The following is a 16,547-nucleotide window of genomic DNA, read 5'->3' as shown; positions in this document are numbered from 1 at the left end:
CACGGGGCCGGGCGCGTGTCGCGGGGCGGGCCCGGGCGGGGCGATGCCGTGCTCGGCGAGCTTGCGGCGGCCGGCGGGCGTGATCCAGTCCGTGGTCCACGGCGGGTCGAGGACCGTACGGACCTCCACGCGCGCGTACCCGGCGGCCCTCAGCCTGGTCGCCACCCCGGCGCGCATCTCGGCCATGGCGGGGCAGCCGGAGTAGGTCGGGGTGAGGCTCGCGACGATCGTGCCGTCCGCGCCGGCCTCGACCCCCCGCAGCACTCCGAGGTCGGCGAGGGTGAGCATGGGGAGTTCGGGGTCCGGGACGCCCTCGGCGATGTGACGGGCGCGGCGGACGTCCGCCGCGCCGGTCACCATGTGCCCTCCGGGTGGGCGCGGGCCACGGACTGCAACTCGGCCAGCAGCGGGACGAGGTGCTCGGTGTGGTCCCCGTCGCGGCCGGATCCGGGAAGCGGCTGCCATGCGGGTAGCGGCAGACCGGCCGCGTCCAGGACCTGGCGCAGGACCCCCACGACGTCGTCGCGGACGTCGTACGCGGAGAACAGCTCGCCCAGATACGGGGTCACGTGCCGCAGCGCGGTCCGCATGCGGCGGTGCGACTCGTCCGTACCGTCGCCGAGGCGCACCGCCCAGTCGGCGGCCCACTGGCGGTGGTACGCCAGCTCCTTCACGCCCTTGACGGCGATGGCCGAGAGGACGGGGTCGGCGGTGGCGCTCAGCCTCTCGAAGTGGGCGAGCCGCCAGCTGGACAGCACCAGCAGCCGTACGACGCTGAACGCGAAGTCCCCGTTGGGCAGTTCGGCCAGGCGTACGTTGCGGAACTCGCCGGCGTCGCGGAAGTAGGCGTACGCGTCCTCGCCGCGGCCGGTGCCGTCGGCGTGGCCGGCCCGGGTGTACAGGAGGCGGGCCTGGCCGAGCAGGTCGAGTCCGATGTTGGCGAGGGCGACGTCCTCCTCCAGCTCGGGGGCGCGGGTGGTCCACTCGGCCAGCCGCTGGGCGCTGATCAGGGCGTCGTCGCCGAGCGCGAGGCAGGTCGCGGTGAGTTCCCGCCGGTCGACGCCGTCCGGGACGGTGGTGTCCACGCCGTGCAGCGGGTCCTCGAAGCCGGTGCCGAACGCCCACCGGGCGTCGGTGTCGTCGTGCCCCTCGGCCAGGGTCATGTAGACGTGGTCGTCGGTCATGCCCTGCTCCTAGATGTGGGGGACGTCGTCGGGGATGTCGTAGAAGGTGGGGTGGCGGTAGACCTTGTCCGCGCTGGGCGCGAAGAAGGGGTCCTTCTCGTCGCGGGTGGAGGCGGCGATGTGCGCGGAGGGCACCACCCAGATGCTCACGCCTTCGTTGCGCCGGGTGTACAGGTCGCGGGCGTGGGTGAGGGCCATCCGGTCGTCGGCGGCGTGCAGGGACCCGACGTGGACGTGGTTCAGGCCGCGCTTGCCGCGTACGAACACCTCGTACAGCGGCCAGCCCGCCTTCGGCTCCGGTGTGTCGCTCATGTCGCCGCTCCTTCGCGCGTGCGTGCCGCCTGCTTCGCCGCGTGGGCCGCGGCCGCCTCCCGTACCCAGGCGCCTTCCTCGTGGGCGTCGCGCCGCCGCTCGACCCGTTCCGCGTTGCACGGCCCGTCGCCCTTGATGACCCGCATCAGCTCGTCCCAGTCGGGGGTGCCGAAGTCGTGGTGGCCCCGCTCCTCGTTCCACCGCAGTTCGGGGTCGGGGAGGGTCACGCCGAGCTTCTCCGCCTGCGGCACGGTCATGTCCACGAAACGCCGGCGCAGCTCGTCGTTGCTGTGGCGCTTGATCTTCCACGCCATCGACGCCGCCGAGTTGGGCGAGTTCTCGTCCGGCGGGCCGAACATCATCAGCGACGGCCACCACCACCGGTCCACCGCGTCCTGCACCATGGCCCGCTGGGCCTCGGTACCGCGCATCATCGTCATCAGCAGTTCGTAGCCCTGCCTCTGATGGAAGGACTCCTCCTTGCAGATGCGCACCATGGCGCGGGCGTAGGGCCCGTAGGAGCTGCGACACAGCGGCACCTGGTTGCAGATGGCCGCGCCGTCCACGAACCAGCCGATGACGCCGACGTCGGCGAAGGTCGGGGTGGGGTAGTTGAAGATCGACGAGTACTTCTGGCGGCCCTCGATCAGCCGCCGGGTGAGATCCTCGCGGTCGACGCCGAGGGTCTCGGCGGCCGAGTACAGGTACAGCCCGTGGCCGGCCTCGTCCTGGACCTTCGCGAAAAGGATGGCCTTGCGGCGCAGCGAGGGCGCGCGGGTGATCCAGTCGCCCTCCGGCTGCATGCCGATGATCTCCGAGTGGGCGTGCTGCGCGATCTGCCGGATCAGCGTCTTGCGGTAGCCGTCGGGCATCCAGTCGCGCGGCTCGACGCGCTGGTCGCGCGCGATGGTGGCCTCGAAGTACTCCGCGAGCCCGGGATCGGCGCGGACCGCCGCCTCGGGCTGTGTGTCATCCATGCCATCTCCCCAACCGACCGTTCGTTCGGCTCTCAATATGATGCATTCTACGGGCTCCGGCAAGTGCCGCGACCTCCGCGCTCACACCCGCTCCACCAGCATCGCGACGCCCTGGCCGACGCCGACGCACAGGGTCGCGAGTCCCCTGCGGGCGTCCGCCCGCTCAAGACGGCCGAGCAGGGTGAGCACGAGGCGGGCGCCCGAACAGCCCAACGGGTGGCCGAGGGCGATGGCCCCGCCGTCGGCGTTGACCCTCTCCTCGTCGAGCTTGAGGCGCCGTACGACCGCCAGCGCCTGGGCGGCGAAGGCCTCGTTCAGTTCGACCGCGTCGAGGTCGGCGGTCTGCCATCCGGCGCGGGCGAGAACCTTCTGGGTGGCGGGCACCGGGCCGAGGCCCATGAGGTTCGGCTGGACGCCGGCCGAGGCGGAGGCGACGATCCGGGCGCGCGGGGTGAGCCCGTACCGCGCGACGGCCGCCGCGCTCGCCACCACCAGCGCGGCGGCGCCGTCGGAGAGCGGCGAGGAGGAGCCAGCGGTGACGATGCCGTCGGCGCGGAAGATGGTGCGCAGCCCGCCGAGCTTCTCCAGCGTGGTGGTGGGACGCGGCCCCTCGTCCTGGGTGACCTCGCCGTCCTTCACCGGGACCGGCACGATCTCACGGTCGAAGCGCCCGGCCGCCTGGGCCGCGAGGGCGCGCCGGTGGCTGCGCAGGGCGAACGTGTCGGAGTCGGCGCGGGTGATGCCGTCGAGCGCGGCCACCTCCTCGGCCGTCTCCCCCATCGACAGGGTCACCTTCGTCGTCAGCGGATCGGCTCCGGCGGGCACGGCCCGGTCGGCGGCGGCGAACCGCGGGTTGGTGAAGCGCCAGCCGAGGGACGTGTCGTACACCTGGCCGGGTTTGGCCCACGGCGTGCCGGGCTTCTCCATCACCCAGGGGGCCCGGGTCATCGACTCCACCCCGCCCGCGACCACGAGGTCGGCCTCACCGGCGCGGATCGCCTGGGCGGCGGAGGCGACGGCCGTCAGCCCCGAGGCGCAGAGCCGGTTGACTGTGTAGCCGGGCACGGTGTGCGGCAGTCCGGCCAGCAGGACGGCCATGCGCGCCACGTCCCGGTTGTCCTCACCGGCCTGGTTCGCGGCGCCGAGGATCACCTCGTCCACGGCGTCGGCCGGGATCGCGGCGCGGCGCACGGCCTCGCCGACCACGAGGGCGGCCAGGTCGTCGGGGCGTACGGAGGCGAGGGCGCCGCCGTAGCGGCCCTGCGGGGTACGCGCTCCGTCGATCAGGTAGACGTCGTCAGTCATGGGCGGGCTCCTCGGCGGTGACCGGGCGGCGGGACTACAGGTGGCGAACCCGCTTTCGCGGCCGGGTGACGCAACCTTTCCGCACGCTAACCGAATGGTCGGTCGGGACACAAGGCGCGGGAACCGTGTGGAGCGGACGCGATCCGGTTGTCTTCCGTACCGCCGGATCCTGACGCGGTGTCAGCGTACGGACGTGAATGTCCCGGTGGGCGCCGTCCGTCCGCGGACGCGTGTGGCGAAGACGTCCTGCCACAAGCATTGATCATGTCTATGTCATCCGGTTTCCTTGCCTTGTTCAGGCGTCCGCCCCTCGGTGCCGGAACAGTCGCGAAGTGTGTGGTGCGTCGGCGCGGAGAACCGCGCGGATGTCGGATCGCTCCCCCCGTGCCGGCCTGATGTCGCGTCATGGGTCTTGAGTCCTGCGAGGAGAGTCAAGAATGAGAAGTCTTCTGCGCCAAGCGCCGGTGGCCCAGGCGGGGGTGAGGACGTCGGAGAGCTCGGCCGTACCGGTCGGCGCGCCGTCCCGGCCCTCCCTCCTCAAGCGCGGGGCGGCCCGGTTCGCGACCGTTCTCGGTGCCACGGTGCTGGCGGTTGTCATCCCCGCCTCGATGGCGCACGCCGATCCGCCGCGCAACCTGCCGCAGAACGCGGGCGGTTGGGAGCAGTCCTTCTCCCCGGCCTACGACTACGACACCGACGGCTGCTACGCGACTCCCGCGATCGGCCCTGACGGCACGCTCGCTCCCGGGCTGAACACGACCGGCGCGGTCAACGGCAGCTGCCGGGACCAGTCCGACCTCGACAACTCCCAGACGTACGCCCGCTCGAAGTGCAACAACGGCTGGTGCGCCGTCGTGTACGCCAGCTACTTCGAGAAGGACCAGGCTGTCGCGGGCAGTGGCCTCGGGGGCCACCGCCACGACTGGGAGCACGTCATCTCCTGGATCAACCAGTCCACCAACCAGGTGGAGTACGTGACGACCACGCAGCACAGCAGCCAGGTGACGTACCCCCGCTCGCAGGTGCGCTTCGACGGGTCGCACCCGAAGGTCGTCTTCCACAAGGACGGGCTGTCCACGCACTTCTTCCGGCTCGCGAACAGCAATGACGAGCCGCCGGAGAACCACTACCACAACTGGCGCTATCCCCCCCTGGTGGACTGGAACGGCTGGCCCACCACGGCGCTGCGCGACAAGCTGATGAACGCCGACTTCGGTTCGGCGACCATCAAGATCAACGACGGCAGGTTCGTGTCCCTGCTCACGAATTCCAAGCCGTCCGGGATCGCCTTCGACCCCCAGGGCTGACAGCGGTTCCCCGGCACCGGCGGCAGCGCTGTGGCGTCGCCGCCGGTGCCGGCGTATGGAGTCGCACGTCGGTGTGAGTCGTCGCGTACGGTCCTCGCCCCGGCTCAGTCGCGGGGCCACGGACGCCCGTCGAGGCGTTCGATGTCCCGGTTCAAGCGGCCCAGGCTGTCCGCCAGTTGGGCCGCCTCCCCGGGTGTCCAGGCGTCCAGCAGTCTGGCCAGGCCGTTCACGTTCTCGGCCCGGTCGCTGTCGAGCCGGCGTTCACCCTCGGGGGTGATGGCGAACCGGCGGGCGATGCCCCCCTCGGGGTCGGGGATCCGCTCGACGACCCCGGCGCGCAGCATGGCGGCCGTCTGCCGGTTGAGGGTGGACGCGTCCAGGCCGAAGGCGTCGCTCAGCCCGCCGATGGACATCGGCCCCTCGGCCCGGATGCGGCTGAGCAGGGTGTAGGCGCTGCGGTCGAGCCGCCCGCCGCCCCGGGAGGCGAGCAGGTGCAGGTAGCGGCCGAGAAGCATGGTCTCGAACTCGATCCGCTCCAGGGGCTTGCCGGGACTCCCGGTGTTCTCAAGGTGCTCAGGTTTCTCAGGGCGCTCAGGTTTCTCAGGGTGCTCGGCGCTGTCGGCGCGCCCCGGCTTTCCGGGGCTTTCTGGCTTGTCCAAGGGATGGTCCACACGGGCTCTCTTCGGCTTCGGATCCTGCCCGTCCTCCCTATCACGGCTTGGATGCATCACGCACATCGCGTGCATCTAGCACGTCTCATGCATGGCACACGCTTCATGTATGGTGCACACCGAGCGCACCCGTGGTGGCGCTCCGCCGTGACCCGGAAGACCAACAGGGAGACATCCGTGGACAGTTCCCAGCCCGCAGCCCGCCCCGGCGGTGTTGTCGGCATCCTCGCCTTCGCCGGCATCGTGGCCGCGATCACCCAGACCCTGGTGGTGCCGCTGATCGCGGAACTGCCGAAGCTGCTCGACACCTCCGCGTCGAACGCCTCCTGGGTCATCACCGCCACCCTGCTCGCGGCGGCCGTCGCCACGCCCGTCGCCGGAAGGCTCGGCGACATGTACGGCAAGCGCCGCATGCTGCTGGTCTCCCTGGTCCCGCTGGTCGCGGGCTCGGTGGTGTGCGCCCTGTCCTCCTCCGTCGTCCCGATGATCGCCGGCCGCGGCCTCCAGGGCATAGGCATGGGTGTGGTCCCCCTCGGCATCAGCCTCCTGCGGGACGTGGTGCCGGCGGAGAAGCTCGGCTCCTCCATCGCGATCATGAGCGCGTCCATGGGCGTGGGCGGCGCGCTCGGCCTCCCCTTCGCCGCCGCGATCGCCGAGAACGCCAGCTGGCGGGTGCTGTTCTGGGTGGTCGCCGCCCTGGCCCTGGCCGTCGGAGCGCTCATCTGGGTCTTCGTACCGGCTGGCGGCGAGACGACCGGCTCGAAGGGCTTCGACGTGCTCGGCGCCATCGGACTCGGCATCGGCCTGGTCTGTCTGCTGCTCGCCGTCTCGAAGGGCGCCGACTGGGGCTGGGGCAGCGGCACGACACTCGGCCTGTTCGCCGCCGCGGTGGTGGTGCTGCTGGTGTGGGGGATGTGGGAGCTGCGGATCAGTGAGCCGCTGGTCGACCTGCGGGTGACCGCCCGTCCCCAGGTCCTCATGACGAACGCGGCCTCGGTCCTGGTCGGGTTCGCGATGTACGCCCAGTCCCTGGTCGTGCCCCAGCTGCTCCAGCTGCCCGAGGCGACCGGTTACGGTCTGGGCCAGTCGATGCTCGCGATGGGGCTGTGGATGGCACCGGCCGGCCTCATGATGATGATCATGTCGCCGCTCGGCGCGAAGCTGTCCGCCGTGAAGGGCCCGAAGGTCACCCTGGCCGTGGGCAGTCTGGTCATCGGCGTGGGGTACGGCCTCTCGCTGCCGCTCATCGGCTCCGGCTCCCCCTGGAGCCTGCTGGTGGTCACCCTCGTCTGCAACACGGGCGTGGGCTTCGCCTACGGCGCGATGCCGGCCCTCATCATGGGCGCCGTTCCGCTGTCGGAGACGGCCTCCGCCAACAGCTTCAACACACTGATGCGGTCGATCGGCAGCTCGGTCTCCGCCGCCGTGATCGGTGTGGTCCTGGCGCAGATGACCACCGACTTCGGTGGGTACGCCCTGCCGTCCGAGGACGGCTTCCGTATCGCCATGCTCATCGGCTGCGGTGTGGGACTCGCGGCCGCGGTGCTCGCTTCTCTCATTCCCGTACGGAGGACCACGCAGCCGGGGTCCGCCCTCTCCCAGGCGCCAGCGCCGGAGGCCGCCGCCAAGGCCTGACCGTACGCCCGTACGCGAGGTGGCTGCCGGCGCCCGTCGAGGCGCCGGCAGCACGTCCCCTGTCCACTTACTGGCCGCCTGGCCTACCGGCGGGCTGGGTGCGGGAGTTCAGGCGCAGGGCCTGCTGCTGCATCGTGCGCTTGAAGCGGGGGCCGAACGGCTTCTCCACCAACCGGTGGATGAGATAGGCCAGTACGAGCATCAGGGCGACGGTGGCGAGGAGCGTCAGGCGGGGGTCGATCCCGAACTTCCGGTGCAGGACGGCGATCGCGAACCAGCCGAGGTGTTCGTGGACCAGGTAGAAGGGATAGGTGAGGGCGCCGGCGAAGCTGAGCCAGCGCCAGTTCGCCCACCGGAACCAGCCCAGCGCCACGGCCGCCACCGACGCGAACGCGAAGGTGACGACGAGCAGGATGACGTGCGGGGAGCGCGGCTGGAACACCTGGGTGGCGTCCGGGCTCCACAGGGCGACGGTCGCGTAGTGCTGGCCCAGCAGCCAACTCGTGGCCACGATGCCCCAGAGCAGCAGGTCGCTGCCGTACCGGTGGATCAGGTAGAGCGCGAGACCGCCGACGAAGAACGGCGCGTACTCCTGCATCACGATCTCGTTCAGCAGTGGCACGTCGGCGACCTGGGCGAGGGCGGTGGCCACGATCCAGAGACAGCAGAAGATCACCACGCGGCGGTAGTTGACGCCCTTCCACACCACGAAGAGCGCGAACAGCAGGTAGAAGCGCGCCTCCACCCAGAGGGTCCAGCACACTCCCAGGACACGGTCCACGCCCGTCGGCTGCTGGAGCATGGTGAAGTTCACCAACACCTCGTCGAGGCGCAGCGGTTCACTGACGGACGGAAGCACGAAGCACGCGGCGGTGACCAGGACTATGGCCGCCCAGTAGGCCGGGTAGAGGCGGGAGACCCGTGAGCGGAAGAAGTCGCCGAGGGTACGGCCCCAGCTGCTCATGCAGATCACAAATCCGCTGATGACGAAGAAGATCTGGACGCCGAGGCACCCGTACACCGCGACCGCGGAGAGATCGGGGAACAGGTGCTTCGGGGACTGCCCCCAGACCCGGGTGATCTCGCCGCCGCGCCCCGCGTAGTGGTAGAGACAGACCATCAGCGCGGCCAGCAGACGCAGCCCGTCGAGGGCGCGCAACCTGCTCTGCTTCTTGGGCTGTTCCGCCGAGGGCGCCGCGGCGCCCTCCGGCCGGGGTGCCGGATCCGGCACCCGTACCAGGGTCGCGTGAGTCATTCCGTCTTTGTCCGTTCGTTCCGGGGCGGGAGGGGGCCGGGGGTTCCGCGGCACGATCCGAAGGAGGCGGCCCGGCGCGGCACAACGGCCCGTCGGAGAAATCTAGGCGGCGTTCGATGAACCGTGCGATATCGCACGGGTGAACAGGTCCTGACTCGCGGCGACCACCGCGTGAACTCCGGGCACCGGCGTCCGGGCCCTCCCGCCGACGCGTCAAGAAAGCCGCCCGTCGGCCGAGTCGTTCCGGTCGCACTGGGTATACGCCCCGTTACGGAGCGAGTTCCGGCAGTGCCACAGAAGTGACACTCCGTCCGGTTTCTCTCCCGACACACCACCGGTGACCGCTCTCGCGGGACGTCCGGGCCCCTGGCCCGGTCACCACCGGTCGCTGCTCCATGGAAGTGCTGATGCGCCCCACTCGCAAGCTCCTGACCCTCACCGGATCCGCCCTGCTGCTGACCGGCAGCGTGTTCCTCCTCCCCACCAGCGCCCTGGCGGGGGTCGCCGCCGCCGTCCCCTGTACGGAAGCGGGGCTGGTCTCCGCGGTGAACGCGGCCAACGCGGCCGGCGGTGGCACGATCACGCTGACCGCCCGCTGCACGTACACGCTCACGTCCGCCCACGGCGACGACGGTGTCAACGGCCCCGCCGGGTTACCGCTCATCACCACCCCGATCAGCTTCTCCGGCAACGCCAACACCGTCGCGAGGTCAGCGTCGGCGGCCCCGTTCCGTATCGCCCAGGTCGCGTCGACCGGCTCCCTGACGCTCAACGCCGTGACCCTCACGGGCGGCAGGGCCACCACCGCCGGACACAACGACGGGGGCGGCGTCCTGAACTTCGGGGCGGTGACGCTCACCGGCAGCGCGCTCAGCGGCAACAACGCGGCCGGTCTCGGCGGCGGCATCCACAGCAGCGGTGCGGCCGCGGCCGCCACGTTCACCAGCAGTACGGTCAAGAACAACACGGCAGGCAGGGGAGCCGGCATCGCGAGCGCCGGCGCGACCCTGACGACGACCAGCTCGACGATCACGCTCAACACGGCGACGAGCCGGCCCGGCGGGATCTACTCGGCGGGCACCTCCACCCTCACCAGCACGACCGTGACCGCCAACACACCGGCGAACTGCGCCGGCAGTCCCAACCCGGTCGGCGGCTGCGTCGGCTGACCTGACACGACCTGATCCGACACGATCTGATCTGATCTGACCTGATCTGACCTGACCGTATCGGGACCGATCGGGCCGTCCGCAGCTGCGGACGGCCCGATCGGGGGCCACCTGTCCGGTGGGGCGGCGCCCCTTCGCTCTCTTCGGCAGACAGTCACACCATGTTCCGCCGGTGTTCGCCGGAACGTTCGCCCCGACCGGGTTCGATGGCACGTCAGCGGCCCCACCCGCCACCGTCCGAACTCGCCCGCGCCCCACCGCGCCTGGGAGCGCCCGTGTCCGTGCCCTCTCCGCTCACGCGCGGAACCGTACTCATGGGGCTGGCGGCCCTCCTGTGTGGTTGTGTCGACTCCGGCCATGCAGCCGGGCGTTCGGACGACAGGGCGGCCCCCTGCGAGTCGTCCGTGGTCTTCCGGTCCGGGACCGGCGGCTACCACACGTTCCGTATACCGGCCGTGGTCACCACACCCCCCACCCCCGACACCCCGGGCACGCTCGTCGCCTTCGCCGAAGCCCGCCGGCACTCGAAGGCCGACGCCGGCGACGTGGACGTCGTCTCCCGGCGGTCGACCGACGGCGGTTGTACGTGGTCTCCCCTACAGGTCGTCGCCGACGCCGGCCCGGACACGGTGGGCAACCCGGTCCCCGTCGTCGTACCCACCACCGGCCGCCTGGTGCTCGTGACGTGCCGCAACGCGGCGACCGCCACCGAGAGGACGATCCTGGAGGGAAAGCGCCCCACCGCCTCGGCGGGGCGGCGGGTCTACGTCCAGCACAGCGACACCGCCGGGCGCACCTGGTCCCCGCCCACGGAGATCACCGACCAGGCCACGAGGCCGGACTGGCGCTGGTACGCCACAGGCCCCGGCCACGGCCTCGCACTGACCCACGGCCCGCACACCGGACGCCTGGTCGTGGCGGCCGACCACTCCACCGCACCCCCCGCCGGGAGCCCCGACACCGGCGCGGAGCCGCGGTACTACGGCGGACACGCCCTGCTCAGCGACGACGGCGGCGCGACCTGGCGCATCGGCTTCGTCGACCGCACACCCGACGGCCGCGTCAACGCCAACGAGACCACCGCCGCCCAACTCCCCGACGGACGGGTCTACTTCAACACCCGTGACCAGCGCGGCACCGCCCCCGCCTCCCGCGCCGACGCCTACAGCAGCGACGGCGGAGAAACCCTGGACGCGCCCTTCGCCCCCACGGAGGACGTGACCGCACCCCTCTCCGAGGGAAGCGTCCTCCAGACCCGGCACGGCGGACAGGCCGGCCCGCTCCTGCTGTCCGCACCCGCCGACCCGAAAACCCGTTCCGACATGACCGTGCGCTCCAGCGACGACGGAGGCCTGACCTGGAGCAGCGGTCTGCGGCTGACCACGGACCCCGCCGCCTACTCCGACCTGGTGCAGGCCGACCCCGGCACCGTGGGCGTCCTCTACGAGACCGGCCGCCGCACCCCGTACGACACCATCACCTTCACCCGGCTGCCCCTGGACCGGTTCCGGGCCGCGAATTGATTGGTTCATCAGTTCTGCGATGCCCTACGCTGGGGGCCATGCCTGAGCCGACTCCCCCGCCCGCCAACCGCTTCGAACGCCGCAGGGCGCATTCCCGGCAGGCCCTGATCTCAGCGGCGCGCCGGATCCTGGCCGAGACCGGGGACACGGCGGTGAGCATCCAGCAGATCTCCGAGCGGGCGGACGTCGGCTTCGGCACCTTCTACAACCACTTCGACACCAAGACCGCGCTGTTCGACGCGGCGGTCGCCGACGCCCTGGAGGAGTACGGGCAGCTCCTCGACAAGGTGACGGAAGGCATCGACGATCCGGCGGAGGTCTTCGCCACCAGCGTCCGCCTCACTCTCCGGCTGTCCGCCACGCACCCGGAGATCACCCAGATCATCCGCTTCCGGGGGCTGTCGCACGTGCACACCGACACCGGCCTCGCGCCCCGCGCGCTGCGCGACCTGGAGATCGGGAAAGCCTCCGGGCGGTTCAGCATCGACGACCCCGAGGTCGCGCTGAGCGCGATCGGCGGCGCCCTGATCGGTCTGCTCCAGCTCAACACCGTCAGCGAGATCGGGCCGGAGGCCGGCGAGCAGATGGCCGAGCTGCTCCTGCGCATGCTCGGCCTGCCGGCCGACGAGGCGGCGGACCTGGCCACCCGGCCCCTGCCCTCGCTGAGCTGACTCTCTCCGCGTCGAGCCGAGGCTCACGCCTGGGCGAGACCGTCCGGGTGGCCGGTCGCCGCGACGGCGGTACGGCGGCGGGCGAGAAGCCCGGAGATCCAGTAGCCGCCGAGCATCACGGCGATGACAGCCAGGGTCTCCGCCGTGCCCCATTCCCAGGTGGACAGGGTCACTTCCTTGTCGGGAAGCCTCGGCAGGTCGTCCAGCCCGACCGTGGAGTGCTGGGCCGCGTCGGCCTGGAACGCCTGGTTGCGGGCCGAGCCGTGCAGGAACGGGGCGACGAACAGCAGCGCCGCTCCGAGCAGTGCCTCGGCGGTGACCACGAGAGGGAACTCCCGTACGAGCAGGGTACGGAGCGGGCGTTCGTCACCGGCGGCGCGCAGCGCGTCGACCTGCGGGTGCAGCCAGAACTGGTTGAAGACGCCGAGCAGCAGCAGCGTGCCGAAGATGAGGATCTTCACGCCCAGCACGCGGCCGTACATGGTGGAGAGCAGTTGGGACGGGCCGTCGACGTGCTCCCAGTAGAGGAACAGGCCCGACAGCGCCACGGCGGCGACGCAGCTCATCGCGGCGGCGGAGAAGCGCCGGATCACCGGGGACCAGAAGGCGCCCCGGTCGGCCGGCACGACCACGCGTGAGGAGGCGAGCAGCGCCAGCCCCGCCAGCCCGCCGAGCCACACGGCGCCGCCGAGCAGGTGCAGCATCCACATGCCGGTTTCGAAGGTGGTACGGCCCCAGTCGGCGGGCACCTCGTCCGGGAACTTGGTGGTACCGAGGGCGATCGCCCCCGCGCCCAGTCCGAGCGACAGCAGCCACGGCCGGGCCGGGCTCGCGGCCACGCGGCGTACGGCTAGGGGGGCGACGAGTACGGCGCCGACCAGGACGAGAGTCACTTCCAGTCCCGACAGACGGCCGGCGTTGGTGCCGTCGAAGAGCGCGTTCCACGCGGCGCCGTAGTCGTAGCCGGCCTGCCCCGACTTTCCGGCCCGGTCTGCCGCCGCCTCGTGGGCGAGGCTGGTGAGCACCGCCGGGACGGCCAGGAGGCCCAGCACCACCGCCGCGCGGGAGAGCCGTACCGTCACCGCGGCGAGCGTGTCCGATCCGATCCGGCGCGCGACCGGCCCCGCCGCCAGCAGCGCCAGGGCGATCACGCCGACAAATCCCATCAGGGTCACCCAGGTTGTCCAGGTCACGGCGGTGTCCTCGAACGGACCGAGGGGGGTGGACGGCGCGGTCGCGGCGAGCGGCGAAGCGGCGTGCGAATGGGTGGGCAGGGGCATGGTGGCCGTCCTCGTGCGCGAACTCCGAACAGCGGGCGCATTAGGTTAGGCATGCCTAAGTTATCTGGTCAATGTGTGCCCTGCCGCACCGGCCTTCGGTTGCCCCTCTGTACGGCTCCCTCACTTGACGTGTGCGGCGATGACCCGCGCACAGTCGAGGGACTCCGCGTGGGTGGTGTCGACCTCCAGGTCGTAGACCACACCCCGGTGGACCACCTCCGCCTGCGACGCCGCCATGCCCGGTGCCCGGTCCCCCCGGGCCACCCCGCGTGCCTCGGCGGTCTCGGTCTCGCACCTGACGCCGACCCACAACACGTCCAGTCCGCCCAGCGCCTTGCGCCACCGCTCCTGCGACTCCGGTCCGCCGAGGAAGACGTCGTCGACGATGACCCCGGCGCCCGCGCGCGCCGTCGCGGCGACCCCCTCCATCCAGGCGGCTTCGAGCCGCAGGAACTCCGCTCCGACGTGCACACCGCCGTCCGCCGCGAACTCGATGCCCGCGTCGGTGGACCGGAGGGAGGCGGGCATGGCATCGACCAGCGAGTCGATCGCGGCGGCGAGCCACGGGTCCGGCAGCACCGCCTGAAGACACCGTACGATCCCGGACTTGCCCGAGCTGGACCCACCGTTCAACACGATCACCTGAGTTGTCACCAGGTCACGGTAGACGCAGCCACCCCGGCACCCGAAACGATTTCATCGGGACCGCACCGGTCCCGCGTACCCACGAGGCTGTCGCGTCGGCACGGAGCCGTGGTGTGATGGCTCCGTGAGCCGGGCCGCAGAAGAGACCAACCGTCGCATGCTCCGGGCACGGGACGCGATGGACCGCGCGTACGCACACCCGCTGGACGTGCCGACCCTGGCCCGGATCGCCCTGGTGTCGGAGGCACACTTCACCCGTACCTTCCGGGACACCTTCGGCGAGACGCCGCACCGCTATCTCCAGCGCCGCCGGGTCGAGCGTGCGATGTTCCTGCTGCGGGACACGGACCGCAGTGTGACGGACATCTGCTTCCAGGTGGGCTTCGGGAGCCCGGGGACTTTCAGCCGTACGTTCCGCGACATCGTGGGCCGGCCCCCGAGGACGTACCGCAAGGAAGCGAGGGACGCGGCCGTGGCCGCGGGCGTACCCACGTGTTTCACGATGGCGTGGACCAGGCCGAGCACCTGACCGATCCCATCGCCCTGGCACCCGTCGAACGAGCAGTTTTGGATAAGTTTCCTTCGGACCGGGCCGGTAGCGTGACATACATGTTCAACGCGATCACACACTCACAGATCTACGTCCTCGACCAGGACGAAGCCCTCGACTTCTACGTCGGCAAGCTCGGCCTGGAGGTCAACGCCGATGTCGACATGGGCTTCATGCGCTGGCTGACCGTCAACGTCCCCGGACACCCCGACCGCCAGATCCTGCTGGAGAAGCCGGGTCCCCCGGCGATGTCCGAGGAGACTGCGGTGCAGGTCCGCGAGCTGCTGACCAAGGGCGCGGTCGGCGGGCACCTCATCTTCAGCACGGGCGACTGCCGCAAGACGTACGAAACGCTGGTCGGCCGGGGCGTCGAGTTCACCGAGGAGCCGACCGACCGTCCGTACGGAACCGACTGCGGCCTCCGCGACCCCTTCGGCAACCACATCCGCTTCACCGAGCCCAAGGCCTGAGGTCCGGGCCGCCGGCCGTCCACGACCACACCCTGCGCTGTTCCCCCTGCTCCGGCCGCCGCCTAACGTGTCCGGGACGACAAGCCCGAGCCTTGGGGGGACAGCGATGCTGCTTCAACGGGTCTATGCCCCGGTGCCGGTGACCGGGTGAGTGACATCCGCACCGCCTCCGAAGGGGCCGCCGCCCCGCTGGTGCTGCGCCGGACACGCCTCGGCTCCGGCGGACCGGTCGGCGACCTCGTGGTGGCCGGCGGCCGGATCGCCGCCATCGGCACGGACACCGCTCCGCCGCCCGGGGCCGAGATCGTGGACGCCAGGGGCCTCACCGTGCTCCCCGGTTTCTGGGACGCGCACGTGCACAGCGTCCAGTGGGCGAGTGCGCGCCGCCGCGTCGACCTGTCCGGGGCACACTCCGCACGGGCCGCGGCGGACATCATGGCCGCCGCGGCGCTCGACGGCCACCACGCACCGGACGAGCCGCTCATCGGGTTCGGCTTCCGCGACGGGTTGTGGCCGGACGCGCCGGATCCGGCGCTGCTCGCGTGGTCCGAGGACACCGGCCATGCCGTGGGGCTGGTCAGCAAGGACCTGCACACGGCGTGGTTCGGCCGGGCCGCCCTGGTCCGCATCGGCCTGGCCGGCCACCCGACCGGCGTGCTGCGCGAACAGGCGTGCCTCGACGGGGTGGCCCGCCTCGCCCAGGCGGGGCCCGAGGTGGTCGACCGCTGGGTCCAGGACGCCGTACGCGCCGCAGCGGGCCGGGGTGTCGTCGGCCTTCTGGACTTCGAGTACGCCGACAACATCGCCGACTGGACCCGCCGCGCCTCCGCCGCGTCCCTGGACGTCCGGGTCAGTTGCTCCGTCTATCCGAACCACTTGGAGCGGGCGATCGAGGAGGGCCGGCGGACCGGTGACGTGCTGCCGGGCACCGGCGGGCTGGCGCGGGTCGGTCCGCTCAAACTCTTCGTGGACGGCTCGCTCAACACGCGGACCGCGCTGTGCGCCGATCCGTATCCCGGCCCCGTCCGGCCCGGGGAACGGCACGGCATTCTCCAGACCCCTCCGGAGGAGCTGGCGCGGCTCATGGCTCGTGCGGCCGGGCACGGCATCCACGCGGCGGTGCACGCCATCGGTGACCGGGCCAACACCCTTGCCCTGGACGCGTTCGAGGAGGTCGGCTGCCCTGGCCGAATCGAACACGCCCAGCTGATCGACCGTTCGGACCTCCCCCGTTTCGCGATGCCCGGCCTGGTGCTGGGCGTCCAGCCGGCCCACGCCCCGGACGACCGGGACATCGCCGACCACCACTGGGCCGGGCGGACCGACCGGTCGTACGCGTACGCCGAGTTGCTCAGCGCCGGGGCAACCCTGGAACTCGGCTCGGACGCACCGGTCTCCCCTCTGGATCCGTGGCACGGCATCGCCGCCGCCGTGCACCGCTCGGGTCCTGACGGACGCGACCCGTGGCACCCTGAGCAGGCGATCGGCCTGGACGACGCGCTCGCGGCGGCCTCCGGCGGCCGGCGCGGGTTGCGGGTCGGGGACCCCGCCGACCTGGTGCTCACCGCGCACGACCCGGCGCGCCTGTCCGCC

Annotated in this window: 17 protein-coding genes; 8 read left to right on the top strand and 9 right to left on the bottom strand. The window is 71.5% G+C overall.

All coding sequences use genetic code 11. The features are described from left to right. From paaD to GT042_RS00330, 5 genes are all read right to left on the bottom strand, one after another. A partial coding sequence (paaD, locus tag GT042_RS00350; protein WP_161306677.1) for a 1,2-phenylacetyl-CoA epoxidase subunit PaaD occupies positions 1-360 on the bottom strand: 360 nt, incomplete at its 3' end. Beyond that, positions 354-1,184, bottom strand: coding sequence for a 1,2-phenylacetyl-CoA epoxidase subunit PaaC (paaC, locus tag GT042_RS00345; RefSeq protein WP_161306676.1), 831 nt, complete (start codon positions 1,182-1,184; stop codon positions 354-356). The genes paaD and paaC, both read right to left, overlap by 7 nt. A 9-nt stretch (positions 1,185-1,193) precedes the next feature. Further along, on the bottom strand, positions 1,194-1,496 hold the full coding sequence (gene paaB / locus GT042_RS00340) for a 1,2-phenylacetyl-CoA epoxidase subunit PaaB (RefSeq protein WP_161306675.1): 303 nt from the start codon (positions 1,494-1,496) through the stop codon (positions 1,194-1,196). Beyond that, on the bottom strand, positions 1,493-2,473 hold the full coding sequence (gene paaA, locus GT042_RS00335) for a 1,2-phenylacetyl-CoA epoxidase subunit PaaA (protein ID WP_161306674.1): 981 nt from the start codon (positions 2,471-2,473) through the stop codon (positions 1,493-1,495). Before paaA ends, paaB begins: the two co-directional genes overlap by 4 nt. Before the next feature lie 81 nt (positions 2,474-2,554). Then, positions 2,555-3,778, bottom strand: coding sequence for an acetyl-CoA C-acyltransferase (locus tag GT042_RS00330; protein WP_161306673.1), 1,224 nt, complete (start codon positions 3,776-3,778; stop codon positions 2,555-2,557). A gap of 437 nt (positions 3,779-4,215) precedes the next feature. On the opposite strand from GT042_RS00330, the gene GT042_RS00325 reads away from it, so the two are divergent. Beyond that, positions 4,216-5,085 (top strand): NPP1 family protein, encoded by an 870-nt coding sequence (locus GT042_RS00325; RefSeq protein WP_161306672.1) that lies wholly within the window; start codon positions 4,216-4,218, stop codon positions 5,083-5,085. 104 nt (positions 5,086-5,189) lie between these two features. Here GT042_RS00325 and GT042_RS00320 read toward each other — a convergent pair whose 3' ends face one another. Then, positions 5,190-5,600 carry a MarR family transcriptional regulator gene (locus GT042_RS00320; protein ID WP_161306679.1) on the bottom strand — a complete coding sequence of 137 codons (411 nt, stop codon included), beginning with the start codon at positions 5,598-5,600 and terminating at the stop codon, positions 5,190-5,192. Between the two features lie 333 nt (positions 5,601-5,933). Here GT042_RS00320 and GT042_RS00315 point away from each other — a divergent pair, with 333 nt between their 5' ends. Then, positions 5,934-7,391 (top strand): MFS transporter, encoded by a 1,458-nt coding sequence (locus GT042_RS00315; protein ID WP_161306671.1) that lies wholly within the window; start codon positions 5,934-5,936, stop codon positions 7,389-7,391. A gap of 67 nt (positions 7,392-7,458) precedes the next feature. Here the strand turns inward: GT042_RS00315 and GT042_RS00310 are convergent, their stop codons facing one another. Next, positions 7,459-8,646 carry an acyltransferase gene (locus GT042_RS00310; RefSeq protein WP_161306670.1) on the bottom strand — a complete coding sequence of 396 codons (1,188 nt, stop codon included), beginning with the start codon at positions 8,644-8,646 and terminating at the stop codon, positions 7,459-7,461. Positions 8,647-9,053: 407 nt separating this feature from the next. Here GT042_RS00310 and GT042_RS00305 point away from each other — a divergent pair, with 407 nt between their 5' ends. The 3 genes from GT042_RS00305 to GT042_RS00295 all read left to right on the top strand — a co-directional run bounded on the left by GT042_RS00305 (position 9,054) and on the right by GT042_RS00295 (position 12,009). Next, entirely contained in the window at positions 9,054-9,815 is a 762-nt protein-coding gene (locus GT042_RS00305) for a hypothetical protein (RefSeq protein ID WP_161306669.1), read from the top strand. Positions 9,816-10,090: 275 nt separating this feature from the next. Further along, on the top strand, positions 10,091-11,338 hold the full coding sequence (locus tag GT042_RS00300; protein WP_345943621.1) for a sialidase family protein: 1,248 nt from the start codon (positions 10,091-10,093) through the stop codon (positions 11,336-11,338). A 38-nt stretch (positions 11,339-11,376) separates the two neighbouring features. Further along, positions 11,377-12,009, top strand: coding sequence for a TetR/AcrR family transcriptional regulator (locus GT042_RS00295; RefSeq protein ID WP_161306667.1), 633 nt, complete (start codon positions 11,377-11,379; stop codon positions 12,007-12,009). Between the two features lie 23 nt (positions 12,010-12,032). On the opposite strand, the gene GT042_RS00290 is transcribed toward GT042_RS00295, so the two are convergent. Continuing rightward, the gene (locus tag GT042_RS00290) at positions 12,033-13,289 is read right to left on the bottom strand and encodes a CopD family protein (protein WP_161306666.1); all 1,257 of its coding nucleotides are present in this window, start codon (positions 13,287-13,289) and stop codon (positions 12,033-12,035) included. Between the two features lie 120 nt (positions 13,290-13,409). Further along, positions 13,410-13,943 carry a chloramphenicol phosphotransferase CPT gene (cpt, locus tag GT042_RS00285; RefSeq protein ID WP_161306665.1) on the bottom strand — a complete coding sequence of 178 codons (534 nt, stop codon included), beginning with the start codon at positions 13,941-13,943 and terminating at the stop codon, positions 13,410-13,412. Positions 13,944-14,058: 115 nt separating this feature from the next. Between cpt and GT042_RS00280 the strand changes: the two genes are divergently transcribed. The 3 genes from GT042_RS00280 to GT042_RS00270 all read left to right on the top strand — a co-directional run. Next, complete coding sequence (locus tag GT042_RS00280) at positions 14,059-14,463, top strand: AraC family transcriptional regulator (protein ID WP_345943620.1); 405 nt, start codon at positions 14,059-14,061, stop codon at positions 14,461-14,463. Between the two features lie 80 nt (positions 14,464-14,543). Next, a complete protein-coding gene (locus GT042_RS00275; protein WP_161306664.1) occupies positions 14,544-14,954 on the top strand; it encodes a VOC family protein in 411 nt (136 codons plus the stop codon). Positions 14,955-15,101: 147 nt separating this feature from the next. Then, positions 15,102-16,547, top strand: a 1,446-nt coding sequence (locus tag GT042_RS00270) for an amidohydrolase family protein (RefSeq protein ID WP_161306663.1), incomplete at its 3' end; no start/stop codon positions are given.

The sequence above is a fragment of the Streptomyces sp. SID3212 genome (genome assembly GCF_009865405.1).
In the GTDB taxonomy this organism is placed as follows: domain Bacteria; phylum Actinomycetota; class Actinomycetes; order Streptomycetales; family Streptomycetaceae; genus Streptomyces.
Note: the sequence above shows the minus strand (reverse complement) of the source record. Positions and strands in the feature narration are given on the sequence as shown.